The organism is Bradyrhizobium sp. NBAIM18 (assembly GCF_020193825.1).
Classification (GTDB): Bacteria; Pseudomonadota; Alphaproteobacteria; order Rhizobiales; family Xanthobacteraceae; genus Bradyrhizobium; species Bradyrhizobium yuanmingense.
On record NZ_JADYVO010000044.1, the window covers coordinates 1 to 14,598 of the forward strand.

Annotated in this window: 14 protein-coding genes; 7 read left to right on the forward strand and 7 right to left on the reverse strand. The window is 65.7% G+C overall.

The features are described from left to right. Positions 1 to 393 precede the first annotated feature (393 nt). Positions 394 to 1,269 carry a diaminopimelate epimerase gene (dapF, locus tag I6F17_RS36920; protein WP_225132167.1) on the forward strand — a complete coding sequence of 292 codons (876 nt, stop codon included), beginning with the start codon at positions 394 to 396 and terminating at the stop codon, positions 1,267 to 1,269. Next, positions 1,269 to 2,522 carry a tRNA (N(6)-L-threonylcarbamoyladenosine(37)-C(2))-methylthiotransferase MtaB gene (mtaB, locus tag I6F17_RS36925; RefSeq protein ID WP_225132166.1) on the forward strand — a complete coding sequence of 418 codons (1,254 nt, stop codon included), beginning with the start codon at positions 1,269 to 1,271 and terminating at the stop codon, positions 2,520 to 2,522. The genes dapF and mtaB overlap by 1 nt, the downstream gene beginning before the upstream one ends. A gap of 136 nt (positions 2,523 to 2,658) precedes the next feature. On the opposite strand, the gene I6F17_RS36930 is transcribed toward mtaB, so the two are convergent. Together I6F17_RS36930 and I6F17_RS36935 are read right to left on the reverse strand one after the other, a co-directional pair. Further along, positions 2,659 to 3,768 carry a DUF2336 domain-containing protein gene (locus tag I6F17_RS36930; protein ID WP_225132165.1) on the reverse strand — a complete coding sequence of 370 codons (1,110 nt, stop codon included), beginning with the start codon at positions 3,766 to 3,768 and terminating at the stop codon, positions 2,659 to 2,661. A gap of 251 nt (positions 3,769 to 4,019) precedes the next feature. After that, a complete protein-coding gene (locus tag I6F17_RS36935; RefSeq protein ID WP_225132164.1) occupies positions 4,020 to 4,721 on the reverse strand; it encodes an RNA pseudouridine synthase in 702 nt (233 codons plus the stop codon). Positions 4,722 to 4,778: 57 nt separating this feature from the next. Between I6F17_RS36935 and ftsY the strand changes: the two genes are divergently transcribed. Beyond that, on the forward strand, positions 4,779 to 5,723 hold the full coding sequence (gene ftsY / locus I6F17_RS36940; protein ID WP_225132163.1) for a signal recognition particle-docking protein FtsY: 945 nt from the start codon (positions 4,779 to 4,781) through the stop codon (positions 5,721 to 5,723). Positions 5,724 to 5,846: 123 nt separating this feature from the next. Next, positions 5,847 to 6,449, forward strand: coding sequence for a septation protein A (locus tag I6F17_RS36945; protein WP_225132162.1), 603 nt, complete (start codon positions 5,847 to 5,849; stop codon positions 6,447 to 6,449). 106 nt (positions 6,450 to 6,555) lie between these two features. On the opposite strand, the gene I6F17_RS36950 is transcribed toward I6F17_RS36945, so the two are convergent. From I6F17_RS36950 to ccmA, 5 genes are all read right to left on the reverse strand, one after another. Further along, entirely contained in the window at positions 6,556 to 7,149 is a 594-nt protein-coding gene (locus I6F17_RS36950; RefSeq protein WP_225132161.1) for a DsbE family thiol:disulfide interchange protein, read from the reverse strand. Next, a complete protein-coding gene (gene ccmD / locus I6F17_RS36955) occupies positions 7,146 to 7,331 on the reverse strand; it encodes a heme exporter protein CcmD (RefSeq protein WP_036040763.1) in 186 nt (61 codons plus the stop codon). Before ccmD ends, I6F17_RS36950 begins: the two co-directional genes overlap by 4 nt. After that, positions 7,328 to 8,119, reverse strand: a complete 792-nt coding sequence (locus I6F17_RS36960; RefSeq protein ID WP_109141828.1) for a heme ABC transporter permease — start codon at positions 8,117 to 8,119, stop codon at positions 7,328 to 7,330. Before I6F17_RS36960 ends, ccmD begins: the two co-directional genes overlap by 4 nt. A 91-nt stretch (positions 8,120 to 8,210) precedes the next feature. Continuing rightward, positions 8,211 to 8,879, reverse strand: a complete 669-nt coding sequence (ccmB, locus tag I6F17_RS36965) for a heme exporter protein CcmB (RefSeq protein WP_025032861.1) — start codon at positions 8,877 to 8,879, stop codon at positions 8,211 to 8,213. Between the two features lie 79 nt (positions 8,880 to 8,958). Next, positions 8,959 to 9,561 (reverse strand): heme ABC exporter ATP-binding protein CcmA, encoded by a 603-nt coding sequence (gene ccmA / locus I6F17_RS36970; RefSeq protein ID WP_225132168.1) that lies wholly within the window; start codon positions 9,559 to 9,561, stop codon positions 8,959 to 8,961. Positions 9,562 to 9,802: 241 nt separating this feature from the next. Here ccmA and acnA point away from each other — a divergent pair, with 241 nt between their 5' ends. From acnA to I6F17_RS36985, 3 genes are all read left to right on the forward strand, one after another. Then, on the forward strand, positions 9,803 to 12,523 hold the full coding sequence (acnA, locus tag I6F17_RS36975; protein ID WP_225132160.1) for an aconitate hydratase AcnA: 2,721 nt from the start codon (positions 9,803 to 9,805) through the stop codon (positions 12,521 to 12,523). Positions 12,524 to 12,754: 231 nt separating this feature from the next. Beyond that, on the forward strand, positions 12,755 to 13,531 hold the full coding sequence (locus I6F17_RS36980) for a DUF1223 domain-containing protein (protein ID WP_225132159.1): 777 nt from the start codon (positions 12,755 to 12,757) through the stop codon (positions 13,529 to 13,531). A 554-nt stretch (positions 13,532 to 14,085) separates the two neighbouring features. Continuing rightward, positions 14,086 to 14,457, forward strand: coding sequence for a DUF2794 domain-containing protein (locus tag I6F17_RS36985; protein ID WP_036008814.1), 372 nt, complete (start codon positions 14,086 to 14,088; stop codon positions 14,455 to 14,457). The last annotated feature ends 141 nt before the right edge of the window (positions 14,458 to 14,598 follow it).

Genomic DNA, 14,598 nt, shown 5'->3' on the forward strand with positions numbered 1-14,598 from the left:
GGGCGGGCGAAGCCGACGGGGCCGGCGAGGGACTTGCCGATGCGGCCGGCGCCGGGCTCGCGGTCTGCGCCAGAGCGCCTGACAGCCCATGCGACAAGGCCGCAGCCGGGATCAGCGCGGCCAAAGCGAGGCGACGAAAAGTGTTCATTCTATTCTCCCCGAGGCCCGCTTCGTCGGGGCCTCAATTCATCAAGGCCTTACCCACCAAGGCCCTAACCCGGCCGCGCGTCCCGGTTCGCGCGAACCGCGCCGTTCTAACACGCGAGCGCCGAATTCGTCCCATGACAGATGCGTCATGGCAGGCACCTTGCCCGATGTCCCGACCCGGGTGGCAAATCACTGGCCAAGCGGCCGAGGATCGCCATATAAGGCAGGCGAAATTCGGGAATTTTCATGAGCGCGCTGGCCAACCACGCATTTGCCAAGATGAACGGAATCGGCAACGAGATCGTCGTTGTCGACTTGCGCGATTCGGCGGCCAAGGTCACGCCGGACGATGCCCGCGCCGTCGCGTCCGCGAACGGCGGCGTGGCTTACGACCAGCTCATGGTGCTCTCGAAGCCGCGGCTCGACGGCACCGAGGCCTTCATCAGCATCTACAACAATGACGGCTCGGAGGCCGGTGCCTGCGGCAACGGCATGCGCTGCGTCGTGCGCCGCATCTTCGAGAAGACCGGGCAGACCAGTGCGACCTTCGAGACGGCCGCCGGCCTGCTCAATGCCTGGCAGGGTCCGGCGCCCGACCTCTACACAGTGGATATGGGCGCGCCGAAATTCGGCTGGCAGGACATTCCGCTGGCGGAAGAGTTTCGCGACACCCGCTACATCGAATTGCAGATCGGGCCGATCGACAATCCCATTCTGCATTCGCCCTCAGTGGTGAGCATGGGCAATCCGCACGCGGTGTTCTGGGTCGACGACGTCAATGCCTACGATCTCGGCCGCTTCGGTCCGCTCTTGGAAAACCATCCGATCTTCCCCGAGCGCGCCAACATCACGCTGGCCCATATCGTCGATCGCGAGCACATCACGATCCGCACCTGGGAGCGCGGCGCCGGCCTGACCAAGGCGTGCGGGTCGGCGGCCTGTGCCACGGCGGTCGCCGCCGCGCGGCTGAAGCGCGCCGAGCGCAAGGTTGAGATCACATTGCCCGGCGGCAAGCTCGGCATTGAATGGCGCGAGCGCGACGACCACGTGCTGATGACGGGCACCGCGACCTTCGAATATGAGGGCAGCTTCGATCCGGCGCTGTTCGCGCCGGTCGCCTGATGGCCGTCGACATCGTCACCTTCGGCTGCCGCCTCAACGCCTTCGAGGCCGAGGTGGTCCGCAGCAAAGCGGAGGCCGCAGGTCTTTCCGACACGATCGTCATTAACAGTTGCGCCGTCACCAACGAGGCGGTGGCGCAGGCGCGCCAGTCGATCCGCAAACTGAAGCGCGAGCGCCCCGAAGCGCGCATCGTCGTCACCGGCTGCGCGGCGCAGACGCAGGCTGCGATGTTTGCGGGCATGGCCGAGGTCGATCGCGTCGTCGGCAATGACGACAAGATGCGCGGCGCAGCGTGGCGGGAGACGCGCCACGCTTTCGATCTTGGCGCCAGCGAGAAGATCGCCGTCAGCGACATCATGGCGGTGAAGGAGATGGCGCCGCACCTCGTCGACGGCTATGCGAGCGGCCTGCCGCGCGTCTTCGTGCAGGTGCAGAACGGCTGCGATCATCGCTGCACCTTCTGCATCATCCCGTTCGGCCGCGGCAATTCGCGCTCGGTGCCGATGGGCGCGGTGGTCGATCAGGTGCGCACCCTGGTCGAGCGCGGCCATGCCGAGATCGTGCTGACCGGCGTCGATCTCACGAGCTACGGCGCAGACCTGCCCGGCGCGCCCAAGCTCGGCCTGCTGACCAAGCAGATCCTGCGCCATGTGCCCGAGCTCAAGCGCCTGCGTATCTCCTCGATCGATTCGATCGAGGCGGATGACGACCTGCTCGATGCCATCGCGGAGGATGCGCGCCTGATGCCGCACCTGCACCTGTCGCTGCAGTCGGGCGACGACATGATCCTGAAGCGCATGAAGCGGCGGCATTCGCGGCAGGATGCGATTGGCTTCTGCGAGCAGGTGCGCCGCCTGCGCCCCGATGTCGTCTTCGGCGCCGACATCATCGCGGGCTTCCCGACCGAGACCGAGGACATGTTCTCGCGCTCGCTCGACCTCGTCGAGCAATGCGGACTGACCTTCCTGCACGTCTTCCCTTATTCGCCGCGGCCCGGCACGCCCGCCGCGCGGATGCCGCAGGTGGCGGGGCCGGTCATTAAAGAGCGTGCGAAGCGGCTGCGCGCGGTAGGAGAGGCGGCGCTGCAGCAACGGCTGCAAGCCGAGATCGGCGCACGGCGCGATGTGCTGATCGAGAGCGAGGGGCAGGGCCGCACGGAGCACTATCTGCCGGTGACAGTGGTGGGCGAACAGGTCGGAAGCATCGTGCCACGCTTGATTGCCGGCGTTGATCGCGAGCGCCTCACCACATAGTTGGTGTCGTCGCCCGGCTTGACCGGGCGACCCAGTACGCCGCGGCTTCTCGGTTCAATCTCCGCCGTCTCTGGAATACTGGATTGCCCGCTTTCGCGGGCAATGACAGCGGAATGTGTGATGAGCAGCAAGCGCTCTACAGCGCCCTCACCTGCCAGAATCGCAGCGTGCGCTTGGCGTTCTCCGCCGTCATTCTCGCAAAATGCCCCTGCGCCCTGGCGATGTCCGCCGGCTTCATCGCGCCGGTGGCGAAGCGGCATTCGAGCAGGGCCTTGGTCGTTTCCCAGCTGAGCTGTGCGGCCTTGCACGGCACCAGCAGGCCGTCCTCGCGCAGACTCTGCATCAGCGGTCGGATCACCTCGACCGTCGATCCCGACAACGCCGCCAGCGCCGCCACCGTCTCCTCATAGCGCCGCTGTCTGGCGAAGCCGAGCAACGTCGCCTCGTCGAGCTGGCCGGTGGCCTTGAGGCCGGCGATGGCGCGCTTGGCACCTTCGAAATCGCGCACCGCCGACATTTCGCGTTCGGCGCCGATGGCGACGGCGGCGATCGCGCTCTGGATCTCCTCGAACAGATGCGGCGGGGCGCGCGACAACAGGCGGGTGCGCACCGCGTCCGTCGCCGAGCGCAGCAATTGGCGGCGCAGCTCCGAGGGCAAGTCGACGCGGACGCCGACACTGACTGCGAGCTCCGGGTCGCTTTCGGCCTGGCCGACGATGATGGCGAACCCTTTTCCGGAGACGCGCGCGCCGGGATTGGCCGCAAGCCGCCGGCTGACGCTGGGGTAGCGGCGCGCCAGCAGCGCGTCGGTGACGATCTCCTTCAGCCACCAGCGGCCGGCGACCGCGAGCAGATGCGGCTCGCCCTTAGCTGATGCGATCTTCACCAGCTCGCCGTCGTCGAGGCGCGCGGATTCCTGCAGCACGGGGCCGGCGATGCGGATCTCGTCATTGTTGGCGAGGCGGCGGATCACCGACGGCGGCGCCTGCGCGACCGGCGCCAGCTGCGCGCTGATTTCGGCCAGCGCCACGCGCGCTGCCACATCGGCGATGGCGCGCAGCTCGATGGTGCCGATCAGGCGCTCGAGCACGTCGTCGAACAGCGCGATCTGCTCGTCGTCGAAATTGCCGGCGGAGGAGAGGAACAGCTCGGTGACGCGCCTGGCCGTCTCCAGGCCCTTTTCCGGCGAGCCGATCCGCAGTGCGGATTCGACCTCGTCGATGATCGATAGCCCGTCCCTGGTCATCACGCGCGGCTCGTCCTGAGCGGTTACGGAAGCTTGTTCTAAGCAACCGTTATCATTAGAGGCGAGCGCTGAAGGTTTCGTAAACCATGGCACGGTAGCCGAGCACAGCCGCTTCTCGACCGACCACCGCTCCTCATCCTGAGGAGCCCCGCGAAGCGGGCGTCTCGAAGGATGGATACGGCCGCGATGCGCGGGGCCTCCATGGTTCGAGACGGCGCTGACGCGCGTCCTCACCATGAGGGTCTACGAGGCTACTCCCCGTTCCACCCGCAGGCCCGGAGCTTCTCATGCATATGCGGCGGGGCCGGCGCCACCACGCGGACCGGCTCCTTGTTCCGGGAGATCGGCACCACGATCTCGCGCGAATGCAGGTGCAGGCGCGGCTCGCCGAAGCGCGGACCGTTGCCGTAAATGTTATCGCCGAAGATCGGCCAGCCGCTCGCGGCCGCATGCACCCGCAATTGATGGGTCCGGCCGGTCACCGGTTCCATGGCAAGCCAGGTGAAACCGTCGCCCCGGCCCATCACCTTCCAGTTCGTGATCGCCTTCTGCCCTTCCGGATCCGGCTTCTGCCACCAGCCGCGTTCGGCATTGAGCCGGCCGAGCGGCATGTCGATGGTGCCTTCGTCCTCGGCAGGGCCGCCTTCGACCACGGTCCAGTAGGTTTTGCCGATCTTGCCGTGCTTGAACAAAAGGCCCAGCGATGCCGTCGCCTTGCGGTGGCGGCCGAGCACGAGGCAGCCCGAGGTGTCCTTGTCCAGCCGGTGGGCCAGCACCGGCGGTCGCGGCAGGCCGAAACGCAGCGCGTCGAAGCAATCCTCCAGATTGGGGCCACCCTTGGGGCCGCGATGCACCGGCAGGCCGGCCGGCTTGTCGATGACCAGCATCAGGCCGTCGCGATGGAGCACGCGGCCTAAGATCTCATCGGCGGTCAATTGGGGAACATCGAGCAATCGCAGGACTTTCGGTCAAGGCTTTCGTTTACGGGCCGGAACGGCTAACACGCCACCATGAACGATACCACCTCCGAGACCCCCAAGCTGAGCTGGTGGCGCCGCCTGTCCAACGGGCTGAAGCGCACCTCGTCCTCGCTCGGGACCGCGGTCGCCGACCTCGTCACCAAGCGCAAGCTCGACCGCGCCATGCTCGACGACATCGAGGACGTGCTGCTGCGCGCCGACCTCGGCACGTCAGTCGCGGTGCGCATTGCCGATGCCGTCGGCACCGGCCGCTACGACAAGGCGATCTCGGCGGACGAGGTCAAGGACGTCGTCGCCACCGAGGTCGAGAAGGTGCTGTCGCCGGTGGCAAAACCGCTCGTGATCGATGCGGCGAGGAAGCCGTTCGTCATTCTCGTGGTCGGCGTCAACGGCTCCGGCAAGACCACCACGATCGGCAAGCTGTCGCAGAAATTCGCCAGCGAAGGCCGCAAGGTGATGCTGGCCGCCGGCGACACGTTTCGCGCCGCCGCCATCGAGCAGCTCAAGGTCTGGGGCGAGCGGACGAAGACGCCCGTCATCGCAGGCGCGCAGGGTTCGGATTCCGCAAGCCTCGCCTTCAACGCGCTCACCGCGGCGAAGGAGCAGGCGATTGACGTGCTGCTGATCGACACCGCCGGCCGCTTGCAGAACAAGGCCGAGCTGATGAACGAGCTCGAGAAGGTCGTACGCGTGATCCGCAAGGTGGATGACACTGCGCCGCATGCCGTGCTGCTGGTGCTGGATGCGACCGTCGGCCAGAATGCGCTGTCGCAGGTCGAGGCCTTCCATCGCACCGCAGGGGTTACCGGCCTCGTGATGACCAAGCTCGACGGCACTGCGCGCGGCGGCATCCTGGTGGCGCTCGCGGAAAAGTTCAAGCTGCCGGTGCACTTCATCGGCGTCGGCGAAGGCGTCGACGATCTCGCGCCCTTCACCGCGCGCGACTTCGCCCGCGCCATCGCCGGAATCGAATAGCGTCAATCCTTCGAGACGCCGCTTGCGCGGCTCCTCAGGATGAGGTCGTGCCACACATGAGGTCCTCATCCTGAGGAGACCGCGAAGCGGTCGTCTCGAAGGATGCGAGATACGGAAGAGAGAATGGACAAGACCCAGCCGCATCCGCTGTTCAAGCTCGCGACCGAGCTCGGTCCGCTGCTCGTGTTCTTCTTCGTCAATGCGAAGTTCAATCTGTTCGCGGCGACCGGCGCCTTCATGGTGGCCATCGCGGTCGCGATGGCCGCCTCCTACATCGTGACGCGTCACATCCCGATCATGGCGATCGTCACGGGCGTGATCGTGCTGGTGTTCGGCACGCTGACCTTGGTCCTGCACGACGAGACCTTTATCAAGCTGAAGCCGACCATCATCTACGGCCTGTTCGCCGCGATCCTCGGCGGCGGCCTGTTGTTCGGCCGTTCCTTCATTGCGGTGCTGTTCGACCAGGTGTTCAACCTGACGCCCCAAGGCTGGCGCATCCTCACGCTGCGCTGGGCGTTGTTCTTCGCAGGCATGGCCGTGTTGAACGAGATCGTCTGGCGTACCCAGAGCACGGACTTCTGGGTGAACTTCAAGGTGTTCGGCGTGACCACGCTCACCATGATCTTCGCGATCGCCCAGCTGCCGCTGACCAAGCGCTACCATCTCGAGCCGGTCTCTCTGGAGAGAAGCGAGGCCGAGGCGGGGGATGTGAGTAAGGGGTGACGGTCTCTCCGCTCGTCATTGCGAACGAAGCGAAGCAATCCAGAATGCCCCTGCGGAGGGACTCCGGATTGCTTCGTCGCAAGAGCTCCTCGCAATGACGGTCTGGCTAAGACCCCGCTTTCAGCGCCTTCTCCAGCTCCGGCATCAGCACGGCCTTGAGATTTTGCGGCGTGATCGGCCCGACCAGCTTGTAGACGATGGTGCCCTCGCGCCCGACGACGAAGGTCTCCGGCACGCCATAGACGCCCCATTCGATCGAGGCGCGGCCGTTGGCATCCACGCCGACGTGGCCGAACGGGTTGCCGTAGCGGCCGAGGAAGCGCCGCGCATTGTCGGCGGCGTCCTTGTAGTTGATGCCGACCAGCTGGAAGCGCTTGTCTTTTGCCATTTCGGTCAAAAGCGGCGCCTCGTCATGGCACGGCACGCACCAGGACGCCCAGACGTTGACGAGGCTGACCTTGCCCTTGAAGGCGGCGGGATCGAGTCCCGGCACCTGCGCGCCATTCTCCTGCAATCCCTGGAGCGGCGGCAGCACGGTCTGCGGTGCGGGCCGGCCGATCAGCGCCGAGGGAATCCGCGAGGGATCGCCACTGCCGAGCCGGAACCAGAACAAAAGCGCGAGGCCGATGAAGACGATCAGCGGCAGCATCACCAGGAAGGCGCGGCGCTGCGGCGGAGCGGAGGCAGGTTGATCGCTCATCGCGGCTCCGTCGCGCTGCGGCCCGACCGGCGGGTGATGCCGCGCTGCTCCAGCTCGCGCAGGCGCTGCGTCTGGCTGCGATAATCGAGCATGACCCAGCCGATCAGGATCGCGACCACGAGGGCGACGGCTGCGTAAGACGCCACGATGAAAGAGGCATAAGGACCGAGCGACATCGTCATGCAGCCCCGGCTTCTTTTGATGCGTTGTCTTCACGCGAACCGGCGGCCATGTCGCTCGAAAACGCGATGCGACTCGCCTGCATCATCTGCAGCGAGCGGACACGGCGGCGCAAAATCTCGTTGCGCATCGCGGCCAGATGCAGCGTGACGAACAGCAGCGTGAAGGCGACCGCCATCACCAGCAGCGGAATCAGGAACGACTTGTCCAGCGCCGAGCCGCCCATGCGCATCACCGAGGCGGGCTGGTGCAGCGTGTTCCACCAATCGACCGAGAACTTGATGATCGGCAGGTTGATGGCGCCGACCAGGGTCAGCACCGCGGCGGCGCGCGCCGCACGCGAGGGATCGTCGACGGCACGCCACAGCGCCATCAGGCCGAGATACATCAGGAACAGGATCAGCACCGAGGTCAGCCGCGCGTCCCATTCCCAATAGGTGCCCCACATCGGCCGGCCCCAGAGCGAGCCCGTGAGCAGCGCGAGGAAGGTGAAGGCGGCGCCGATCGGAGCTGCGGCCTTGGCGGCGACGTCGGCGAGCGGATGCCGCCACACCAGCGTGCCCAACGATGCGATGCTCATCACGCCCCACACGAACATCGACAGCCAGGCATTGGGCACGTGGATGAACATGATCTTGACGGTCGCGCCCTGCTGATAGTCGTCGGGCGCGAGCGCAGCTTGATAGAGACCGATCGTGAGCAGGATGATTGTCGCGGCCGCCAGCCACGGCAACACCCGCGCTGTCAGCGCGAGGAACCGCGTGGGGTTGGCGAGGTCGATCAGCGTCATGGTATCCTGATAATCACCGGGGGCCGCTCAGGCAATCAGCACGAAAGCCCGTCGCGAAAGTTGATCGGGGTCAAGGTCCGTCGAGCCCATCTCAGTCGAGGCCATGCCGCAGGCTCGCTGCGGCCGCGAACGGGCCGATCACGAGGCTGACCAGCGACAGCGCGCACAGGATCGAGAACGGCGCGCCGAAGGTCATGGGACCGACGATCACCGCCTGCGAGGCCGCAACGCCGAAAATCAGCACGGGAATCGACAGCGGCAGCACCAGCACCGCCATCAGCAGCCCGCCGCGATGCAGCGTCACCGCCAGCGCCGCGCCGATCATGCCGGTGAAGGTCAGCGCCGGAGTGCCCGCCAGCAGCGTCAGCGCTACCGCAGCCGTGGCGATCATGTCGAGGTTGAGCAACAGGCCGAGCACGGGGGTTGCGACAATCAGCGGCAGGCCGGCGGCGAGCCAATGCGCCAGCGCCTTGGCAGCGCAGGCGAGTTCCAGCGGCGTCCGGCTCATCGTGATCAGGTCGAGCGAGCCGTCCTCATGGTCGGCCATGAACAGCCGGTCGAGGGTCAGCAAGCTCGCCAGCAGTGCCCCGAGCCAGAGGATCGCAGGTCCGAGCCGCGACAGCAGCGCCAGATCCGGCCCGACCGCGAACGGCATCAGCACCACCACGGTCAGGAAGAACAAGACCCCGATCAGCGCCCCGCCGCCGACGCGAAGCGCAATCCGGATGTCCCGGCGGATGAGGGCGGCGAGGGCGGTCATGCGGGGCTCCCCTCGCGCGTCGAAGGCGGTGCAAGCGGGAGAGGGTTCAGCCGCTCGGAAAGCTGAGGGTGCGTCGGAATCACGCCATACCCCCGATCCGCAGCTCCCGCGATTCGATGCCGAGCGGGGCATGCGTCGCGGCAACGATCATGCCGCCGGCGGCCAGATGCTCGCGCATCAGGCCGGCGAACATGTCTTGACCGGCAACATCAAGCGCATTGGTCGGCTCGTCCAGGAGCCAGACCGGGCGGCGGACGGTCAGCAGCCGGGCCAGCGAGAGCCGACGGCGCTGTCCCGCGGACAGGAATCCGGCGGGCAGATGGGTGGCGTGGTCGAGGCCGACCTCGGCGAGGCTCTCGGCCGCATCGAAACGCTCGCCGCCGAGAAAATCAGCCCAAAACGCCAGGTTTTCGGCCACGCTCAGCGCCGGCTTCAGGGCATCGCGATGGCCGAGATAGTGGCACTGCTCCGCCAGGGTCAGTTCGCCGTCGCCGCCCTCCAGCGCGATCGTCCCGCCGGCCGGCACGAGCAGGCCTGCGATCAGCCGCAGCAGCGAGGTCTTGCCCGATCCATTGCGGCCGACGACCGCGACGGCCTCGCCCGAGCCGGCCGCGAAATCGAGCCCGGCGAACACCTCGCGGCCGCCCCGCACGCATCTCAGCCCGTGACCGGACAGCCGCATGTCGCCTTGGTTCAGTCCGCTCACAGCCAGGCCTCAGGAAATCTTGGGGTAGCGCATGGGAATTTTTGGCTCGCGAATTGCTGCGGCACGATAGTGGCTGTGGCGGCGCGGTTAGAAAGCTTCTATAAGCCCGGAACTACTTGATGCAGCAACTCAACCTGCCCCTGCAAGCGGCCCAGCCTGATACGCTGACGGTGTTAAAATACCCTGCCGGGTATAACTAGCAATTGGGATCTCCTCCATGACCTCGCTCGACAGCTTCAAATGCAAAAAGACTCTCAAGGTCGGCGCCAAGACCTATGTCTATTACAGCCTGCCCACCGCCGAGAAGAATGGTCTGAAGGGAATTTCGAAACTTCCCTATTCGATGAAGGTCCTGCTCGAGAATTTGCTGCGCAACGAGGACGGCCGCTCGGTCAAGAAGGAAGACATCGTCGCGGTCTCGAAATGGCTGCGCAAGAAGTCGCTGGAGCATGAGATCGCCTTCCGCCCGGCGCGCGTGCTGATGCAGGACTTCACCGGCGTGCCCGCGGTGGTCGACCTCGCCGCGATGCGCAACGCGATGCAGAAGCTCGGCGGCGAGCCTGAGAAGATCAACCCCTTGGTGCCCGTCGACCTCGTCATCGACCATTCCGTGATCGTGAACTTCTTCGGTGACAACAAGGCCTTCGGCAAGAACGTCACCGAGGAATACAAGCAGAACCAGGAGCGCTACGAGTTCCTGAAGTGGGGCCAGAAGGCGTTCTCGAACTTCTCCGTCGTGCCGCCCGGCACCGGCATCTGCCACCAGGTCAATCTCGAATATCTGGCCCAGACGGTCTGGACCAAGAAGGAGAAGATGACGGTCGGCAAGAAGACCGGCACCTTCGAGGTGGCTTATCCCGACTCGCTGGTCGGCACCGATTCGCACACCACCATGGTCAACGGTCTTGCCGTGCTCGGCTGGGGCGTCGGCGGCATCGAGGCGGAAGCCTGCATGCTCGGCCAGCCGCTGTCGATGCTGCTGCCCAACGTCGTCGGCTTCAAGCTGAAAGGCGCGCTGAAGGAAGGCGTCACCGCGACCGACCTCGTGCTCACCGTGACGCAGATGCTGCGCAAGCTCGGCGTGGTCGGCAAGTTCGTCGAGTTCTTCGGCCCGGGCCTTGACCACCTCTCGGTCGCCGACAAGGCGACCATCGCCAACATGGCGCCCGAATACGGCGCGACCTGCGGCTTCTTCCCGGTCGATGCCGCCGCGCTCGATTATCTCAAGACCTCCGGCCGTGCCTCGGCCCGCGTCGCGCTGGTGCAGGCCTATGCCAAGGCCCAGGGCCTGTTCCGCACCGCCAAGTCGCCCGACCCCGTGTTCACGGAAACGCTGACCCTCGACCTCGGCGACGTCGTGCCGTCGATGGCCGGGCCCAAGCGTCCCGAAGGCCGCATCGCGCTGCCCACCGTCGCGGACGGCTTCTCGCTCGCGCTCGCCAGCGAGTACAAGAAGGCCGAGGAGCCGGCCAAGCGCTTCCCCGTCGAAGGCAAGAACTTCGACATCGGCCATGGCGACGTCGTGATCGCCGCGATCACCTCCTGCACCAACACCTCGAACCCGAGCGTGCTGATCGGCGCCGGCCTGCTCGCGCGCAATGCGGCTGCGAAGGGCCTCAAGGCCAAGCCGTGGGTGAAGACCTCGCTCGCCCCGGGCAGCCAGGTGGTCGCGGAATATCTCGCCAATTCCGGTCTGCAGCCCGATCTCGACAAGGTCGGATTCAACCTGGTCGGCTTCGGCTGCACCACCTGCATCGGCAATTCCGGTCCGCTGCCCGAGGAGATCTCGAAGTCGATCAACGACAACGGCGTCGTCGCGGCCGCCGTGCTCTCCGGCAACCGCAACTTCGAAGGCCGCGTCTCGCCGGACGTGCAGGCGAACTATCTGGCCTCGCCGCCGCTGGTGGTCGCCTACGCGCTCGCGGGCAGCGTCACCAAGAACCTCGCCACCGAGCCGCTCGGCGAGGGCAAGGACGGCAAGCCGGTGTACCTGAAGGATATCTGGCCGACCACCAAGGAGATCAACGCCTTCATGAAGAAGTTCGTGACCGCGTCGATCTTCAAGAAGAAGTATGCCGACGTGTTCAAGGGCGACACCAACTGGCGCAAGATCAAGACGGTCGAGAGCGAGACCTATCGCTGGAACATGTCTTCGACCTATGTGCAGAACCCGCCCTACTTCGAGGGCATGAAGAAGGAGCCGGAGCCGGTCACCGACATCGTCGAGGCGCGCATCCTCGCCATGTTCGGCGACAAGATCACCACCGACCACATCTCGCCGGCCGGCTCAATCAAGCTCACCTCGCCCGCCGGCAAATATCTCAGCGAGCACCAGGTGCGCCCCGCAGACTTCAACCAGTACGGCACGCGCCGCGGCAACCATGAAGTGATGATGCGCGGCACCTTCGCCAACATCCGCATCAAGAACTTCATGCTGAAGGGCGCGGACGGAAACATCCCCGAGGGCGGCCTGACCAAGCACTGGCCCGACGGCGAGCAGATGTCGATCTACGACGCCGCGATGAAGTACCAGGAAGAGAAGGTGCCGCTGGTGGTGTTCGCCGGTGCCGAGTACGGCAACGGCTCCTCGCGCGACTGGGCCGCCAAGGGCACGCGCCTGCTTGGCGTGCGCGCCGTGATCTGCCAGAGCTTCGAGCGCATCCACCGCTCCAACCTGGTCGGCATGGGCGTGCTGCCGCTGACCTTCGAGGAAGGCACCTCCTGGTCCTCGCTGGGGCTGAAGGGCGACGAGAAGGTGACCATCCGCGGCCTGGTCGGCGACCTCAAGCCGCGCCAGAAGCTGACCGCGGAGATCGTCTCCGGCGACGGTTCGCTGCAGCGCGTTTCGCTGCTCTGCCGCATCGATACGCTGGACGAGCTCGACTACTACCGCAACGGGGGCATCCTGCACTACGTGCTGCGCAAGCTCGCGGCGTAAACGCGGATTTGTGAATGATGGCTCACTGCGAAGTGAGTAGAAGCCTTAACGAAGGCGGCCTATCAAAGGCCGCCTTCGCGCGTCTGCGGTACGCTTCAGATGGGCCCGCCCGGCGGAATACCTCCCTTTGGAGGGTGGCCCGGATGGATGAATGTACCGCGCCCCGTAAGACTACGGTGACCATCCGGCGATAAGATTTCCCCCTGAGAGCAACGGTGTGCGGCGTTCGACATGACGACAATGACGGCTTCCCATCTGATTCCACGTTGGTCCGGCGCTCTCTGGTCGGGAGCTCTCGGCATATGTGCGATCATCGCCGTCATTCGTCCTGCCGAGGCTGAACCCCGCGCCGTCGTCGAATTGTTCACCTCGCAGGGCTGCTCCTCCTGCCCGCCCGCCGACCAGATCATCGGCGATCTCTCCAAGGATCCCTCCGTCATCGCGCTGAGCATGCCGATCGATTATTGGGACTATCTCGGCTGGAAGGACACGCTGGCGGATTCGCGCTTCTCTGCACGGCAGCGTGCCTATTCGCGCATGCGCGGCGACCGCGAGGTCTACACGCCGCAGGTCGTGGTCAACGGCTCCACCCATGTCATCGGCAGCGATCGCGCCGGCATCGAGAAAGCGATCGGCAAGACCGACAAGGGCACCGGCGTGATGAGCGTGCCGGTGACGATGTCGCTCTCGGGCAAGCAGATCAACGTGTCGGTAGCCGCGAGCAAGGAGCCCACGGTCTCGCGCGGCGAGGTCTGGATCTGCTCGATCGCGAAGTCAGTGCCGATCGCGATCGCCCGCGGCGAGAACAAGGGACAGCAGGTCACCTATCACAACGTGGTGCGCAGCCTGCTCAAGGTCGGCGACTGGACCGGTCGTCCGGAGAGCTGGACGGTGCCGATCGAGAACCTCACGCGCGACGGCGTCGACGGCGCGGTGGTCTACATCCAGGACGGCAGCCGCGAGAGACCAGGCCCGATGCTGGGTGCGGCGTACACGTCGCTGCATTGAAGCGCAGATCTTTTCGAAACACTCAGTCTCGTTATTCCGGGGCGCGCGAAGCGCGAGCTATGGTGCGCAATTGCGCACCTGAGAATCCATCTATCGATTATCGGAGCTGAGAAATGGATCCCGGGTTCGCGCCAGGAGGCGCGCCCCGGAATGACAGCGGCCTGAAACATCGCGGCAAAAACAAAAAAGGACCAACTCGCGTTGGCCCTCCTTGTCGTGCGTACAGACCCGATCCTGTTCGACCCCGGGGGGCTGGGGGCTGAGGAATCCGGAACCGAAAGGACCGGGTCAACGCACGTCACCCTTTTCGCAGTGCAGGGCGGCAGGCGGTTGGCGGAAAAGCGGCGATACTATGATTCCTGCTAACGATCCCGTGACGGTTTGCCGCGACAGAGTTCCACCCTTGCGTGTGCCCTGATGCGCTGTCGATTCGGTGGGGCGAGCCCCCTTGCGATGCGGAACGGTTGGCGCAATCATGCAATTGTCATGAACGCGGTTCCGGGACGGTCTTGGCGGGACGCGGGTCATAGCCGTGCGATGAGGAGGCGCTTCCCATGAGTCTGACGTCGGAGGATGCCGACCCGAGCGAGCAACGCGCGGCGGCGCGTCCTGCCGCGGCGCATGCGCAGCCGAACCGGGTGACGTTCAACCGGCTCGAGCTGCACCGGATTCTCAATCTCTACGGCCGCATGGTCGCCGACGGCGAATGGCGCGACTATGCCATCGACTTCCTGAAGGACCGCGCCGTGTTCTCGGTCTATCGCCGCGCCTCGGAGGTGCCGATCTATCGCATCGAGAAGGACCCGCGCCTCGCGCGCAAGCAGGGCATGTACAGCGTGATCTCGGCGACCGGCCTGATCCTGCGCCGCGGCCACGAGCTCGAGCGGGTGCTGCTGGTGATCGATCGGAAGCTGGCAGTGGTGTAGCGGCACGACCGGTGCCGTAGCAACCATTAAAGCGGGCGCCCGATTGCCTTGAGCATGACGCCGCGCTTGCGACCGTCAAGGCGTGGCCTGGCGGCAGCGGGTATGAGGCGAGAGCAGAGCGACGGCCAGCCTTGACGGCCG